Annotated in this window: 13 protein-coding genes; 5 read left to right on the top strand and 8 right to left on the bottom strand. The window is 40.7% G+C overall.

Annotation, left to right across the window (positions count from 1 at the left end; all coding sequences use genetic code 11):
* Positions 1-61: 61 nt before the first annotated feature.
* Entirely contained in the window at positions 62-1,027 is a 966-nt protein-coding gene (locus tag ENLAB_RS09580; RefSeq protein ID WP_244350846.1) for an Rgg/GadR/MutR family transcriptional regulator, read from the bottom strand.
* A 95-nt stretch (positions 1,028-1,122) separates the two neighbouring features.
* On the opposite strand from ENLAB_RS09580, the gene ENLAB_RS09575 reads away from it, so the two are divergent.
* Both ENLAB_RS09575 and ENLAB_RS09570 read left to right on the top strand, forming a co-directional pair.
* Entirely contained in the window at positions 1,123-2,064 is a 942-nt protein-coding gene (locus tag ENLAB_RS09575; RefSeq protein ID WP_077453177.1) for an ABC transporter ATP-binding protein, read from the top strand.
* Positions 2,061-2,813, top strand: coding sequence for an ABC transporter permease (locus tag ENLAB_RS09570; protein ID WP_077453179.1), 753 nt, complete (start codon positions 2,061-2,063; stop codon positions 2,811-2,813). Before ENLAB_RS09575 ends, ENLAB_RS09570 begins: the two co-directional genes overlap by 4 nt.
* Before the next feature lie 87 nt (positions 2,814-2,900).
* On the opposite strand, the gene ENLAB_RS09565 is transcribed toward ENLAB_RS09570, so the two are convergent.
* From ENLAB_RS09565 to ENLAB_RS09545, 5 genes are all read right to left on the bottom strand, one after another.
* Positions 2,901-4,340 carry a glycoside hydrolase family 1 protein gene (locus tag ENLAB_RS09565; RefSeq protein ID WP_008376676.1) on the bottom strand — a complete coding sequence of 480 codons (1,440 nt, stop codon included), beginning with the start codon at positions 4,338-4,340 and terminating at the stop codon, positions 2,901-2,903.
* Between the two features lie 44 nt (positions 4,341-4,384).
* Entirely contained in the window at positions 4,385-5,650 is a 1,266-nt protein-coding gene (locus ENLAB_RS09560) for a PTS sugar transporter subunit IIC (protein WP_008376678.1), read from the bottom strand.
* 110 nt (positions 5,651-5,760) lie between these two features.
* Positions 5,761-6,567 (bottom strand): MurR/RpiR family transcriptional regulator, encoded by an 807-nt coding sequence (locus ENLAB_RS09555; protein ID WP_244350844.1) that lies wholly within the window; start codon positions 6,565-6,567, stop codon positions 5,761-5,763.
* Between the two features lie 149 nt (positions 6,568-6,716).
* Positions 6,717-7,007 (bottom strand): type II toxin-antitoxin system RelE/ParE family toxin, encoded by a 291-nt coding sequence (locus tag ENLAB_RS09550; RefSeq protein WP_244350842.1) that lies wholly within the window; start codon positions 7,005-7,007, stop codon positions 6,717-6,719.
* On the bottom strand, positions 6,997-7,326 hold the full coding sequence (locus ENLAB_RS09545; RefSeq protein WP_081116686.1) for an AbrB/MazE/SpoVT family DNA-binding domain-containing protein: 330 nt from the start codon (positions 7,324-7,326) through the stop codon (positions 6,997-6,999). The genes ENLAB_RS09550 and ENLAB_RS09545 overlap by 11 nt, the downstream gene beginning before the upstream one ends.
* Before the next feature lie 255 nt (positions 7,327-7,581).
* Here ENLAB_RS09545 and ENLAB_RS09540 point away from each other — a divergent pair, with 255 nt between their 5' ends.
* Positions 7,582-7,938, top strand: a complete 357-nt coding sequence (locus tag ENLAB_RS09540) for an MmcQ/YjbR family DNA-binding protein (RefSeq protein WP_077453181.1) — start codon at positions 7,582-7,584, stop codon at positions 7,936-7,938.
* Between the two features lie 108 nt (positions 7,939-8,046).
* On the opposite strand, the gene ENLAB_RS09535 is transcribed toward ENLAB_RS09540, so the two are convergent.
* On the bottom strand, positions 8,047-9,489 hold the full coding sequence (locus ENLAB_RS09535; RefSeq protein WP_244350840.1) for a glycoside hydrolase family 1 protein: 1,443 nt from the start codon (positions 9,487-9,489) through the stop codon (positions 8,047-8,049).
* Between the two features lie 274 nt (positions 9,490-9,763).
* Positions 9,764-11,056, bottom strand: a complete 1,293-nt coding sequence (locus ENLAB_RS09530) for a PTS sugar transporter subunit IIC (protein WP_118215754.1) — start codon at positions 11,054-11,056, stop codon at positions 9,764-9,766.
* A 319-nt stretch (positions 11,057-11,375) separates the two neighbouring features.
* On the opposite strand from ENLAB_RS09530, the gene ENLAB_RS09525 reads away from it, so the two are divergent.
* Together ENLAB_RS09525 and ENLAB_RS09520 are read left to right on the top strand one after the other, a co-directional pair.
* Positions 11,376-12,404 carry a Gfo/Idh/MocA family oxidoreductase gene (locus ENLAB_RS09525; RefSeq protein WP_118215753.1) on the top strand — a complete coding sequence of 343 codons (1,029 nt, stop codon included), beginning with the start codon at positions 11,376-11,378 and terminating at the stop codon, positions 12,402-12,404.
* Positions 12,401-13,390 (top strand): Gfo/Idh/MocA family protein, encoded by a 990-nt coding sequence (locus tag ENLAB_RS09520; protein ID WP_213334546.1) that lies wholly within the window; start codon positions 12,401-12,403, stop codon positions 13,388-13,390. The genes ENLAB_RS09525 and ENLAB_RS09520 overlap by 4 nt, the downstream gene beginning before the upstream one ends.
* Positions 13,391-13,443: the final 53 nt, after the last annotated feature.

Below are 13,443 nucleotides of genomic sequence, written 5' to 3'. Positions count from 1 at the left end.
TTTAATCACTTCCTCTCCGATTCTTAAACATAAGGCGCTTTCATCAGCGGGATATAGCTTTTTAAGGCTCTTCCCAACCGTAACGCGTTCCCTCAGAAAGCAAAGGATCACTCAATAAAATTCCCGGGAAATCCTCCTTTAAAACAAATGTGCTTAATGACTGATACATGGAAAACGTAGTCTTCATCCCTAAGCTTTCCAATTGATCTAACGTTTGTTGCATTAAGTCCGCCGCTTTTGGCTTGTTTTGTTTTAATAGACATGTCCAGCCTTCAAAAAAAGGCATAAAGATCGCTTGCTCAATGTGTTCTTTTTCATAAACATGATCTCGCCATAAATGAAAGGTCTTTTCCGCATAATCCACCTCATCAAAAACAGCAAAGACGGAAAACACCGTCTCAAAGGTGTTGTATAGAATATCTTTGTTGCCGGGGATTTTTGCAAAGCGCTGGCTCTTTTTGATGGCGATCGTCAAACAGCGCCAAAGCAAAGCTGGCTCCATCGAAACTGCTACGCGGGCAAATAGCCGCAGCTCATAAACACCCCATGTATCAGTATTCAGCAAGTAATGCTTGGCAGAGTCCAAACAATAATTGTGCTTCGGGTAAGCCTCCTGGATGGGCACCCCTTTAAAAAGCTCCTCTTTCATCAAGTAGTCAAAACGGATCAGTTGCAAGAAGTGGTCCAGCTCCAAGGAGTAATGTCGTTGAAAGTAGGCGGTCAGCTTTTGATATTTCTTTTTTAGTTTAGGTACTTCATCAATGGATTCGATCCCCATCGAACGGACATAGTCGACCATTAGCTTTTGAGCCTCCGAATGATGCTCCCCCGTATGCAGCAGCTGAAATTCGGCAAAACTCACTTCCAATTTATCTAGCAAGCGATGAAATCGTTCGCAGGAAATCGTCGTTTTGCCATTTTCAAATTGCGATAACAAAGACATCGACAATTGTTCATCCACTAATTCCTTCAACAGCAAGCCTTTGCTTTTGCGAAGCTCTTTCACTGTCGCACCATAATTGTTCATTTTTTCACCTTCTTTTTCAATATATTGAAATAAGCAGTTGCTTTTCCCGAAGAGCCTTTATAGTTGAATTATCTTATAGAAACGAGGGAAAAGCTATGGATACCCATTTAAAAAAGAAAATGCTTCACGTGAAACATTTACAAAAAAGTTTCAAAGACAAAACCGTTTTGAAAGAGGTCACTTTTGACGTCACTCCTGGCGAAGTATTTGTCTTACTAGGATCAAACGGTGCTGGAAAAACCACTCTAGTCAAAATTTTGTCCACTATCCTGCCTTTTGACCAAGGAACCGCGCTGATCGATGGGATCGACTTGACCAAAGATCCAGCAGCGATTCGCGAGAAAATCAGTCTGACGGGGCAATTTTCCGCCGTCGATCAAGAACTAACCGGACGAGAAAACTTGCTGATGATTGCTGCCTTGCGCCATGTCAAAAACAAACCGTTGATCGTCCAACATTTGTTAGAGCGTTTTGATTTGGTGGATGCCAGCAACCGACTAGTCAAAAATTATTCTGGTGGCATGCGACGACGCTTAGACATCGCCATGAGTTTTATCGGCGAACCTGACCTGCTCTTTTTGGATGAACCGACGACCGGGTTAGACCCGCAAAACCGCTTAGCCACATGGCACATGATCAAAGAGATCGCCGCTCAAGGACGAACGATTTTCCTGACGACCCAATACCTAGAAGAAGCTGAATTTTTAGCAGACCAAGTCGCCATCTTGCATGAAGGGAAAATCATCTTGCAAGGAACACCAAAGGAAGTCAAAGCACTGCACCCTTCGCAAACGATGGAAATCAGCGTATTGACAAAAGAACACTTGCAAACCGTGCGTCAGCATCTGTCTGATTTTCCGCTGCAAGTCAATGAGTACAGTCTCTCTCTGACATTTCCCGTCAGTCAAGACTTCCAGCATTCCTTCACGCTGTTGCAGGAACTCAATCAACTACCGATCACCATCACCAGTTTTAATCAAAAGAATGCTTCTTTAGAGGATATTTTTCTAACACTTGTCCAAGGAGGAAACCAATGAAAGCAATTATAGAAACCAACACCTTATTCAAGCGCAATCTCTTGCTATCGATTCGCAGTATGGAGACTTTACTAAGTGGAATTTTGACCCCAGCGATTTTAATGATCCTCTTTGTCTATGTTTTTGGGGGAGCCATGAACGTCGGTGATACCTCTTATGTCGATTTTGTCGTTCCTGGTGTTCTCGTCCAATGTATCGCCCAAAGCGCCTCCTCCGTTGGGGTAACGGTGACGGAAGATTTGAAATCCGGCATGGTGGAACGGCTGATGACCTTGAACATCTCTAACTCAGCCTTTTTAAACGGCCATGTCTTCGCCGCGACCCTTCGGAGCTTGATCAGTACCTTGGTCGTGTTGATCGTTGCCATGGTCATCGGTTTTCGCCCTCAAGCCACAGTTACAGGCTGGGGACTCGCCTTCCTATTGATCTTTTGCTTCACCTTCGCCTTCACTTGGGTCTCAGTTCTGGTTGGTCTCATCGCCAAAAGCCCCGAGACAGCTACCTTGTTTACTGTCTTGATCACCCTGTTGCCCTACTTAAGCTCTGGTTTCGTCCCTACGGAAACCATGCCGCGCCCGTTAGCCGTTTTTGCTGAATACCAACCAATGTCGCCGATCATCCATTCTTTGCGAGGACTTTTGTTAAACTTGAAAGATACCACCTTGATCAGTGCCTTTAGCTGGTGCGGCGGTATCGTAGTGGTGAGCTGGTTCTTGGCACGAATGCTTTATCAGAAACGGTTACGCTGATGGCGCTGGCTTCTTCCTTCTGACTCCCTATAAATAACAAAAAAGCGGCACCGATCAAGCTCCTGCTTCGTCGTTGCCGCTTATTTTTTAATCGAGGACTTCTCCGTTAGAAGCCGTCACTTTCTTATACCAGTCAAAGCTGGCTTTTTTGTACCGTTTTCCTGAACCATTACCCCAATCATCTAGATCCACGTAAATGAACCCATACCGCTTGCTCATTTCTGATGAGGAGCAGCTGACAAGATCGATCGGTCCCCAAGGATAGTAGCCGATCAGTTCTACGCCATCATAGATTGCTTCTTTCATTTGTTCAATGTGCTGTTTCAGAAAATCAATGCGATACGTATCATCGATCGTCCCTTCTTCATTCAATGTCTCATAAAAGCCCATACCATTTTCTGTGATCATGATCGGCAATTGGTACCGATCATAATACTCATTCAAAGCGATCCGCAGCCCAATCGGATCAATTGCCCAGCCCCAGTCATTTGCTTCTAAATAAGGGTTAGGCGAAGCTGCATCTTCTTTCCCGTAGTTTTCACTATGAATGATTCGCGTGTAGTAATAGGAGAAAGAAACAAAATCAACCGTATGCTTAAAGTCCGCTTCATCGTTTTCCCCAAATTGAATCTCGATGCCGTTTTCTTCAAAAAAGCGATAGGCATAATTCGGATAAGTTCCCCGCGCAAGTACATCTGAATAATAATATTCCATTTGATTATTTTTGAGAGCACTCAGAACATCCAACGGTTTACATGTAGCCGGATAAACATTGCCATAGTAAGACATCATCCCAATTTGAAAAGAAGGATCAATTTCTTTCCCTACTTTGATCGCTCTCGCACATGCTACCAATTCATTGTGAACCCCTTGGTACTTAGCTTGCTTCAGATTGTCGACTCGGTCAGCGGGAATACCAAGGTGGTTAAACGATTCATGGGTAATCAAGTTCATTTGATTGACTAAGATCCAATATTTGACTTTTCCTTGGTAACGCTTGAATACGACTTGCGCAAAATGAACAAAGAAATCAATCAGTTTTCGATTTGACCAGCCGTCATAAGCCATCGCTAAATGGATCGGCATTTCATAATGAGACAAGGTGATCAAGGGTTCCATGCCGTTTTCAAGGATACAATCGATCAATTCGTCATAAAAGCGCAACCCTTCTTCGTTAGGCGTTTGTTCGTCTCCCTTTGGAAAAATCCTCGCCCAGCTAATAGATGTTCGAAACGAATTCATGCCTGTTTCTGCCAAGAGTGCCAGATCCTCACGAAATGTGTGGTAAAAATCGATCCCATCCCGTTTCGGGTAACGCCCTTCTTGATCATTTAAAGCAAATTCTACGTCTGCCGTCGTTATCTCTTTGTTGCTTTTCTTTTTTATATCGATATCATCACGAAAGCGATTGATGTCTGCCACGCTCCAGCCTTTTCCCCCTTCAAGATAGGCCCCTTCTAATTGATTTGCGGCAACTGCACCTCCCCAATAAAACTCGGCAGGAAATTGCTTCTTATTTTTCTTCATGTCATTGCTCCTCTTCTCAAAATTTGATTGCTCATCTCATAGACTTATGCTTCGGTTTGTCCTTCTTCAAGCACTAATTTGCGCTCGTAGGCCTTGAAGAAAGGATAATAAATGCCCAAATAAATCAAGAAATTCACCACAACTAAGACAGCACCGCGAATGCTGGCTGTTGCGATCACTGCTGAAAAAATACTCGGAACCGTCCACACAGCCGCTAATGGATACGCCATTCCGGGAACAAGATTGGACACAAAGGCGAAATAAGTCACGAAAGTGGTCACGATTGGTGCCACGACAAAGGGAATCGCCAGTGCTGGATTTAAAACGATCGGCAACCCAAACAACAACGGCTCATTGATGTTGAAGACCCCAGGAATAAAGCTGAGACGACCAAGCTGTTTTAAAAATTTTGATTTGGAGAAACACATCATTGCGCAAAGTGCTAAGGTTCCTCCGCCACCGCCGATCCATAAGAAAGTAAAGATAAACGGCTGTACCCCCAGATTAGGAATCGCTTGTCCGGCTTGTGCTGCTGCCATGTTTGCTTCAGAATTGACTAGCCAGATCGGCAACATCACCGTCGCTAATATTTGCGGATGAATCCCAAATAGCCACATGATACAAGTCAATCCTACATAGACCAAAGGTGCTGCTAACGAGTTGGAAGAAACACTTAACAATGGTGTGATCAAACTTGCAATCAGGGCATTGATATCAAAGCCGATCAAGTGAACAATGATCCAAACGATCGTCATTGAAAAAAACACGGGAATAATCACTTCAAAACTACTGCTGACATTCGTAGGGACTTGCTCGGGCAGTTTAAACCCAATATTGTATTTTTTACAAAGGCGCATGCACTCGACTGCTAATATAGCGGTCAAAATACTGGCGAACATGCCTTCTCCTCCAAGATATTGCGTAGAGATAAACGTTCCTTCATCTAAAGAAGTGAAGGTCAATGTAGTAAAAAAGGTAAAAATTGCAGAAACGCCCCCTGCCAAACTATCCAGTTGGTAGCTTTGCGCTAATCGTGCGCCGATGCCAAAAGCTGCATAGATCGAAAGCAGTCCCATACTCATATTGAAGGGAATAATCAGTTTTGCCACTAAGTCGGGATGATTGCCCATAAACGATACATAGGATTGAGGCCATGGAATGTATGGAATCAATAAAAAGATCGATCCAATCACTGTGATTGGAATCGTTGCGATCAATCCATCGCGAACAGCACTCAAGTGACGTTGATTAGAAAGTTTCATCATTGGCGGCATCACTTTGGTTTCAATAAATTGCATTAATTTATCCATCAGTAAATCCTCCTAAATTTTTTAAGATATATCTTAACTTGAATATAAGCGCTTTCTCATAAGGAAACAATAAAAGCTATTTTCCAAAAATGGAAAATAGCTTTTTACGTTTACTCTTTTCTCATATTCATAATCATAAAAATCATCCATAGATGAAGCACTTTTTGCGAGTAATAATTCGACGACATCAATGGAACGACCTCTTTAAACAAGACACACTCTTCAAACAGATTGCTTTGAGCGGCTTGCTCGCTGAACGTCAATAAAACTTTCTGACAGGCCGTTTTTTCAAGCAAGTAGGCCTGTTTATCGATCCAGCTGCCTGTTAGATTGATCACAAAACAAATATCTGTTTCCCGCAGTACTTGATCAATCAGCTGATCTTCCGCATTACGGTTTACTTCAAAAACGATATAGCCCATTTGACTAAGCAGTTCCCGCAGGAGATTAACAACCGAAAAAGAATAGCTGTTACCCAAAATCGCCACTCGTTTTTTTCGTTTCATTTCTTCTGCGATCCGTGTGCATTGGTGTTGATCAAATTGGTCAAAAATCTGTTTTTGAACCATGTACTCTCGGGCTAAAAATTGGTCAACCATTTCAGATACTTCACTCTTTGTATCGAGATTCGCTAACATCCCTTCAAACATCGTATTTGCTAAATGGTATTCTTGTTCAAAATAAATCGTGAGGTCATTACGCATTTCTTTAAAACTAGCATAACCAAGTTTCTTACAAAATTTAGTGATACTGGCAGGGGTCGTCTGTGCAGCATAGGCGATTTCTTCAATATAGATCGCAGGAAATTCATCGATTCGCTCAATTAAAAGTTTTGTTATCAAAAAATTCAAATCGTATTTTTTGCATTTAAATAGATGTTCATTTAAACGAATGTATACTTGACTTGTCGTTTTCATAGCGACCACCTCACTTGCTTATTTACGCTGCCGGTTTCTTCTATCTTAGCATAGGCATCCATTTCTTAGAACCTTTCTCTTATCGTACCTTTTAATAGAAAGCAAAAAAAGAGTCCGCCTACGCGCAACTCTTCGATTCAGGTCCCCAGTTATTTCATTAACTGCTTTACCTGTTCATAAAAATTCTCATGGGTGCCACATAACAAGACTGGAATCACTTGGTCATCGATCACATCATAAGCAATACGATAGGTTGTCCCTGCATACTTAAAACCCTTCGACCAGATTCCAGCTAAATCGCCAGTTTTTTGATCGCCGCTATACGGTTCGACAGCTATTTCATCATAAATGACATGAAGAAACTTTTGTTTCAGCGGTTTCTCCTTCAACTTTTTTAAATAGTTCACTACTTGTCTAGATGGAATCACCTCATAAGCCAATTTCAGTTGCCAACTCCTCTTTGGTCATTGCTTTCCCGTCGGTAGCAGTCTCCTTTGCAATTGTCTTAAATGAAGAAATCAGCTTACTCTTACGCGCTTTAAATTCGGATAAAATATCTTCGTGTTCGTATCCCTCATTAATAATATCAGTCAAGATATCTTCACTGAAATCATCGAATGGCTTTACCGGTTCAATAAATTCATACAAGATCCCATTTTCTACTAGCTTTGCTTCTACTTCCACACCATTAGGAATACCAAAGTCTTTGGGCACCGTCAACATAATGGAATTCCCTTGTTTTCTTGTTTTCGTAATCATCGTTGCACTCCTCTCTTCGTTTTTGTAATTACACTGTAAGAACATTATATCATAATCGAATGTAATGACAAGTAATGCCGAAAGCCGAGTGTCAAATTGAGAAAATAAATCGCCTGCTACTTTGCCTTATTTATAACTATCGATGCAACAGGTGATACGGCTCATTAAACCAAAGAGCCCAATCTCCTTTTCTAGCAAAATTTCGACAAAAATACGGTATACTGGACTTGATTGAATAAAAAGGCAGGGATACCCATGGATCTTAAAAACCGTCTGATCGCCTTCGCTCAGACCTTCAATGATGTTCAGGTCGACCATCCATTTGCAAAGTTTCCCGAGTACCAAGTCTTGCGGCACCGCAAAAGTGGCAAATGGTTTGGCTTGCTGATGACTGTAGAAAAGCAAAAATTAGGCTTGGAAGGAACGGGAATGATCGAAATTTTAGATGTCAAAGCAGCGCCCGAAATGGTTTCGATCATCAATCAAAGTCGCGGCTATTTACCCGCTTATCACATGAATAAAAACCATTGGCTCACCGCATTACTAGATGGCTCTGTATCAGAAAAACAACTCCAATCTTTGTTACGAGACAGCTATGAACGTACCCGTTAAAACCAAATATCACCAAAAAACCGATCAACGATGCGCCTGTATAGGAGCACCGTTGATCGGTTTTCTTTTATAACGGATCCTGTGTCATCCGTGAGTCTAACGAAACACTTAGGCCAACTCTTCTCCGTTTGTTGCAATGACTTGTTTGTACCAATCGAAGGATTTTTTCTTGGAACGATCCATCGTGCCGTTGCCTTCGTCATCAAAGTCAACATAGATAAAGCCATAGCGTTTGCTCATTTCGCCTGTTGAAGCACTGACAAGGTCGATACAGCCCCATGGGGTGTAACCGATCAAGTCTACGCCATCAGCGATCGCTTCCCCCATTGCTTCAATGTGGCGTCGCAAGTAATCGATACGATAATCATCTTCGATCTTACCTTCTTCGTTAAAGGTATCAATGGCTCCTAAGCCGTTTTCCACGATAAACAACGGTTTTTGGTAACGATCATACAGTTCATTCAATGCGATGCGCAGCCCTTCTGGGTCGATTTGCCAGCCCCATTCACTTGCTTCTAAGAATGGATTGCGGACGCCGCCCAACAAGTTTCCTTGCACTTCATCGGCTTCTTCTGTGGTGATATCCACGGCAGAAGACATGTAGTAGCTGAAGCCAACATAGTCAACAGTATGTTCAGCGATCAAGGCTAAGTCTTCTTCGGTAATCTCAAGATCCTCTTTATTGACACCGTGTTCTTTGTACAAACGATCCGTAAAGGATGGGTATTTTCCACGTACTTGCACGTCGGCACAGTAGTAGTTGAAGGCTTGATTATGGATCATCGTCGCCACTTGGTTGACTGGGTTCGCATCAATGCTGTAAGTCGTTGCATAAATGATCATACAACCGATCTGTAACTCTGGGTTTAATTCATGGCCGATTTTGACTGCTTTACTGCTGGCAACAAATTGGTTGTGCCACGCTTGGATCACGTTTGTAAAGTCGCTGGCACCCGTGCTGTTGACCATTCCTTGACTCAATGCGGAGAAATGGAACGCAGAGTTGATCTCATTGAAGGTCATCCAGTATTTGACTTTGCTGTGGAACCGTTCCAAGACAACTTTTGCAAAACGTTCATAGAAATCGATCAATGCTCGGTTTTTCCAGCCACCGTATTCTTTGGCTAAATGCAAGGGCATTTCATAGTGAGAGATCGTAACCACTGGCTCGATCCCGTATTTCAAACATTCATCGATCAGCGCATCGTAAAATGCTAGCCCAGCTTCGTTTGGTGTCGTTTCATCGCCTTTTGGAAAGATACGTGTCCATGCGATAGAAAAACGATAGCTCTTGAAGCCCATTTCTGCAAACAACGCAATGTCTTCTTTGAAACGGTCATAATGGTCGATCCCGCGATGATTTGGGTAGGTGTATTTGTTCTCATCGATCGTCCAATCAAACGTATCACTACCTAAAATCGCTAAACGCTGTTTGCCGCCAGGCATTGCATCCGCCACTGACAATCCTTTGCCATCGCGATCGAACGCCCCTTCTAATTGATTCGCTGCGGTCGCGCCGCCCCATAAGAAATTTTCTGGAAATTTTGCCATTTGCTCGTTCTCCTTTTGTTTTCTTTTGATAAACCTACCTAGCTGGTTACTGAAAAATCTCCGATAAAAAACAAAAAACCTAAATAAGAGCCGCTGCTAAAACGAGAATAGCGCTTTCTTATTTAGGTCTTGCCTGATCGAGTCAGTAACAATCCACGTGGGTTTTCTTTCTTTAACTATAGCACTAACTCATTGGCTTGTCATCATAAAATCGGTTTCTTCTGTTTAAGACAGCTCTTTTTTTTCTCTTCATGAGAAGGGATTCAACTACTTTTTACACGGATTCTTCAACAGCCCCATCTTCTAGGGATTTCACATATAATCGCCAAAAAGGTAAATATATAACCAACCCTATAATAAATGCCATCACTGGAATAATGATCGTTTTCCAATCTCCTGTTCCTAATGGACCTAAGAGAAACGGTGGCGTTGCCCAAGGAACTAGAGCGTAAAATTTTCCTAACAAGGGCGTAGACATTAGCAAGTAACCGATTCCTGTAGCCACGGTACCACTTAATATAAAAGGAATCATGAGGAATGGATTTAAAGCAATTGGCAATCCATAAACTACTGGCTCAACGATCGTAAAAATTCCAGGTCCAAATGTAGTCCACCCTAATGTTTTTAAAAATTTGTTTTTGGAAATGACCATTAGAAAGATCAACGGCCATACTGCAGAGGTCCAGATAGATAAACGCAACAATCCTGTTTGACCGATTCCCGCCAAAATTTGCGGTAACTCGTTTGCTGGCACACCATTACTTAGTGCTTCAGCATTTTGATTGATCCACATCAGCCCAAAGGGTGTAAAAAGCGACAGTAGCATATTATCACCGTGCAAACCTATACTCCATAACAATAAAACTAAGAATGATAACAACATGGCCGTCCAAATGGAATCTGACCCTGAAATAATAGGCTCCAGAACTGAATTTAGAAAAGAAACAAAATCAAAGTTTAAAAGAGAGCGGATAGACCAGGCTAATGTAAAAGAAATTGCATAAGGAATCAGCGAAGCAAAAGCCATTCCGACATTCGGAGGTACTGAACTAGGCATTTTAATTGTGACATTGTGTTCAATACACCACTTCAATATCGAAACACTGATCAAACTGGTTAAAATACACGCAAACAACCCACTTGCACTAAAAGAATTAATAAGAATGCCACCTTCGCTATCTAAGCCCCCCACTGTAAATAAAATAAATGTAGCAATCCCCATCAACGAGGCACTTTTTGTGCTGACTTTTTTTCTTTCCGCAAATGTATAAGGAATCGCTACAGAGCAATACAATGCCATCATCCCCAGAGTAGCGTTATTTAACCAAACAAAATTTTGTGTCCATGGTGATAGAAATGGTAATAAGGCTTTGCCACTTGTCCCCACATCAGGTGAGCCTAATACATAAAATATAAGAAATATTGAGCCTATCATAATGATCGGCATCACCGCAGTCAATCCTGAAACAATAGAAAAAATAGCATCTGTATTAGCAAACTTTCCTAATGGCTCAGATATCTTCAATGCGAAATCCGTAAACTTGTCCATAGTACTTTTCTTTTTCATCTCATCACTTCTTTCTTTATGTTTAATAAAAATAAGAGATCATTGCTTTACTTGGGCCTCAAGAATTCATTGATCGCCTTAAAGTTAACAAAAAACACCACTTTTTGAAACCGCTCTCTTAGCGATTGATTTTGGCTTTCATATATTCTTCATTTAAGTGAAATCTGTTTTCATGAAATTGATTTGTTCCCTAATTAATGAAATTGGATTTCACTGACTATTTCTTTTGATGAAAATCACTGCCAATAATCCGTTTTTCCATATTTTTATTCCCTAACCGACTGCTATACTGATGACGAAAAAAGAAAGGAATGATTCTATGCTAACAGTAGCTTATATTGGGTTTGGAAACAGTGTGACACACTACCATTTGCCCTATGTAGAGAAGAAAAAAGAAAAGATAAAAGTGAAATATATTTATCGAAGAGAAGAAGATCGAATCGGTGATACAGAAAGAGAAACATGGTACCCAAATTATACTTTTACTTCTGATATCGATACTATTATGGATGATCCTGAGGTCAATTTAATCGTTATTAATACGCCAGATGCATTTCACGTAGACTATTCTCTCTTATCTTTGAAGAAAGGTAAGAATGTTCTTTGCGAAAAACCTTTTGCATTAACAAAAAAAGCAGCGGAAGAAGTTTTTACACTAGCAAATGAAAAAGGATTGATTGCTACTGCAAATCAAAATAGGCGATTTGATGCTGATTTCCTAACCGTCAAAAAAGTGATCGATTCTGGTGTTCTAGGTGATTTAGTTGAAATTGAATCTCATTATGATTACTTTCGCCCAAGTATCAAAGAAAATAAGCGCATGGGGTTCTTATATGGTCTGGCGGTTCACCCACTTGACCAAATCATTAGCAAATTTGGGATACCAATCAGAACTTGTTTAGATTGTAGAAGTATTGATAACCCTGGAATATCAGACGATTATTATGATATTGACCTTTTTTATGATAATGGCTTTAAAGCAACAGTGAAAACTAGTTGTTATGTAAAACTTGACTACCCAAGATTTATTGTTCACGGGAAAAAAGGAAGCTTCTTAATGCCTAGTTTGGGCCATAATTCCAATAAAAAATACAAGCCAGGCCCAATTGTATTAGCGGAGGAAAATTATCCCGAAGAATTATGGGGAACCCTCTCTTACATTAATGATGCTGGAGAAGATAATTACTTAAAGGTACCGATTGAAAGTACGGACTATGGTGCGATTTACGAGAACCTTATCGCCGCAATTGAAGGGAAGCAGGAAAAAATCGTCAAAGATATTGAAGTATTGAAAGTTTTGGAGATTATTGAAGATGGCATAGCTGTTGCAAAGGAGGCAAAAGAATGAACCTTGGTATTGTTGGCGCAGGCATGATCGTTCATGATTTTTTAACTTTTGCGCATGAGCTTCCTAATATAGAAATAGCTGCTATTTGTGCTACACCTGCAGAAGAAGAAAAAATCCAGAACTTGGCAAAGGAAAATAAAATCGCAAAAACTTACACTAATTATGATGATATGTTAAAAAATAATAGTATCGATACAATCTATATCGCAGTTCCGAACCATTTGCATTTTCATTTTACAAAAAAAGCACTCGAGAGTAAGAAACATGCTATTTGTGAGAAACCATTTACTTCAAATAGTAAGGAAGCAAAAGAACTGGTTGAAATTGCCCGTACCAATCACCTGTTTCTTTTTGAAGCAGTTAGCACTAGATTTTTACCAAACGTTCACAAAATCAAAGAGATGCTGCCTCAGCTAGGGAATATTAAATTATTTACAGCAAATTATTCTCAATACTCCTCTCGCTATAATGCCTTCAAAAATGGTGAGATCTTACCTGCTTTCGATTTAAAAAAATCTGGGGGAGCATTGATGGACCTGAATATCTATAATATTAATCTCGTAGTCACACTATTTGGTGCACCCGAAAAAGTTGATTATCATGCAAATATTGAGCATGGGATCGATACCTCCGGCATACTAACGCTAGACTACCCTACTTTTAAATTTGTAGGTATTGCCGCGAAAGATTGTAAAGCACCGATTATGTCTACTATTCAAGGAGATGCAGGCTATATCAGTATTGATTCTTCCGCAAATATCGTTAAAGACTTTTTATTTGCTACAAACAGCAATAATGACAACCCTGAACGTTTTGACAGCAATCAAGGAAAACATCGTATGTTTCATGAATTTTTAGCATTCATAAAAATGATTGAAGAAAATGATTTGGAACAATGTAATGAGTTGTTACAAATAACTTTAATTACGATGGCGATTCAAACAAAAGCACGGAAACAAGCATCGATCGTTTTTCCAGCTGATTGATAGACAGACCTGCCTTTCGGTAGCCCCATTTATGTGCTATGTTAGAAATACTA

The organism is Enterococcus innesii (genome assembly GCF_022846515.1).
Lineage (GTDB): Bacteria > Bacillota > Bacilli > Lactobacillales > Enterococcaceae > Enterococcus_D > Enterococcus_D innesii.
This window is presented reverse-complemented; position numbering and strand designations above follow the sequence as displayed.

Bases quoted from the DNA above. Each gene is read 5' to 3' on its own strand.
- ENLAB_RS09580 (WP_244350846.1), bottom strand. From the start codon at position 1,027: ATGAACAATTATGGTGCGACAGTGAAAGAGCTTCGCAAAAGCAAAGGC.
- ENLAB_RS09575 (WP_077453177.1), top strand. From the start codon at position 1,123: ATGGATACCCATTTAAAAAAGAAAATGCTTCACGTGAAACATTTACAA.
- ENLAB_RS09570 (WP_077453179.1), top strand. From the start codon at position 2,061: ATGAAAGCAATTATAGAAACCAACACCTTATTCAAGCGCAATCTCTTG.
- ENLAB_RS09565 (WP_008376676.1), bottom strand. From the start codon at position 4,340: ATGAAGAAAAATAAGAAGCAATTTCCTGCCGAGTTTTATTGGGGAGGT.
- ENLAB_RS09560 (WP_008376678.1), bottom strand. From the start codon at position 5,650: ATGGATAAATTAATGCAATTTATTGAAACCAAAGTGATGCCGCCAATG.
- ENLAB_RS09555 (WP_244350844.1), bottom strand. From the start codon at position 6,567: ATGAAAACGACAAGTCAAGTATACATTCGTTTAAATGAACATCTATTT.
- ENLAB_RS09545 (WP_081116686.1), bottom strand. From the start codon at position 7,326: ATGATTACGAAAACAAGAAAACAAGGGAATTCCATTATGTTGACGGTG.
- ENLAB_RS09540 (WP_077453181.1), top strand. From the start codon at position 7,582: ATGGATCTTAAAAACCGTCTGATCGCCTTCGCTCAGACCTTCAATGAT.
- ENLAB_RS09535 (WP_244350840.1), bottom strand. From the start codon at position 9,489: ATGGCAAAATTTCCAGAAAATTTCTTATGGGGCGGCGCGACCGCAGCG.
- ENLAB_RS09530 (WP_118215754.1), bottom strand. From the start codon at position 11,056: ATGAAAAAGAAAAGTACTATGGACAAGTTTACGGATTTCGCATTGAAG.
- ENLAB_RS09525 (WP_118215753.1), top strand. From the start codon at position 11,376: ATGCTAACAGTAGCTTATATTGGGTTTGGAAACAGTGTGACACACTAC.
- ENLAB_RS09520 (WP_213334546.1), top strand. From the start codon at position 12,401: ATGAACCTTGGTATTGTTGGCGCAGGCATGATCGTTCATGATTTTTTA.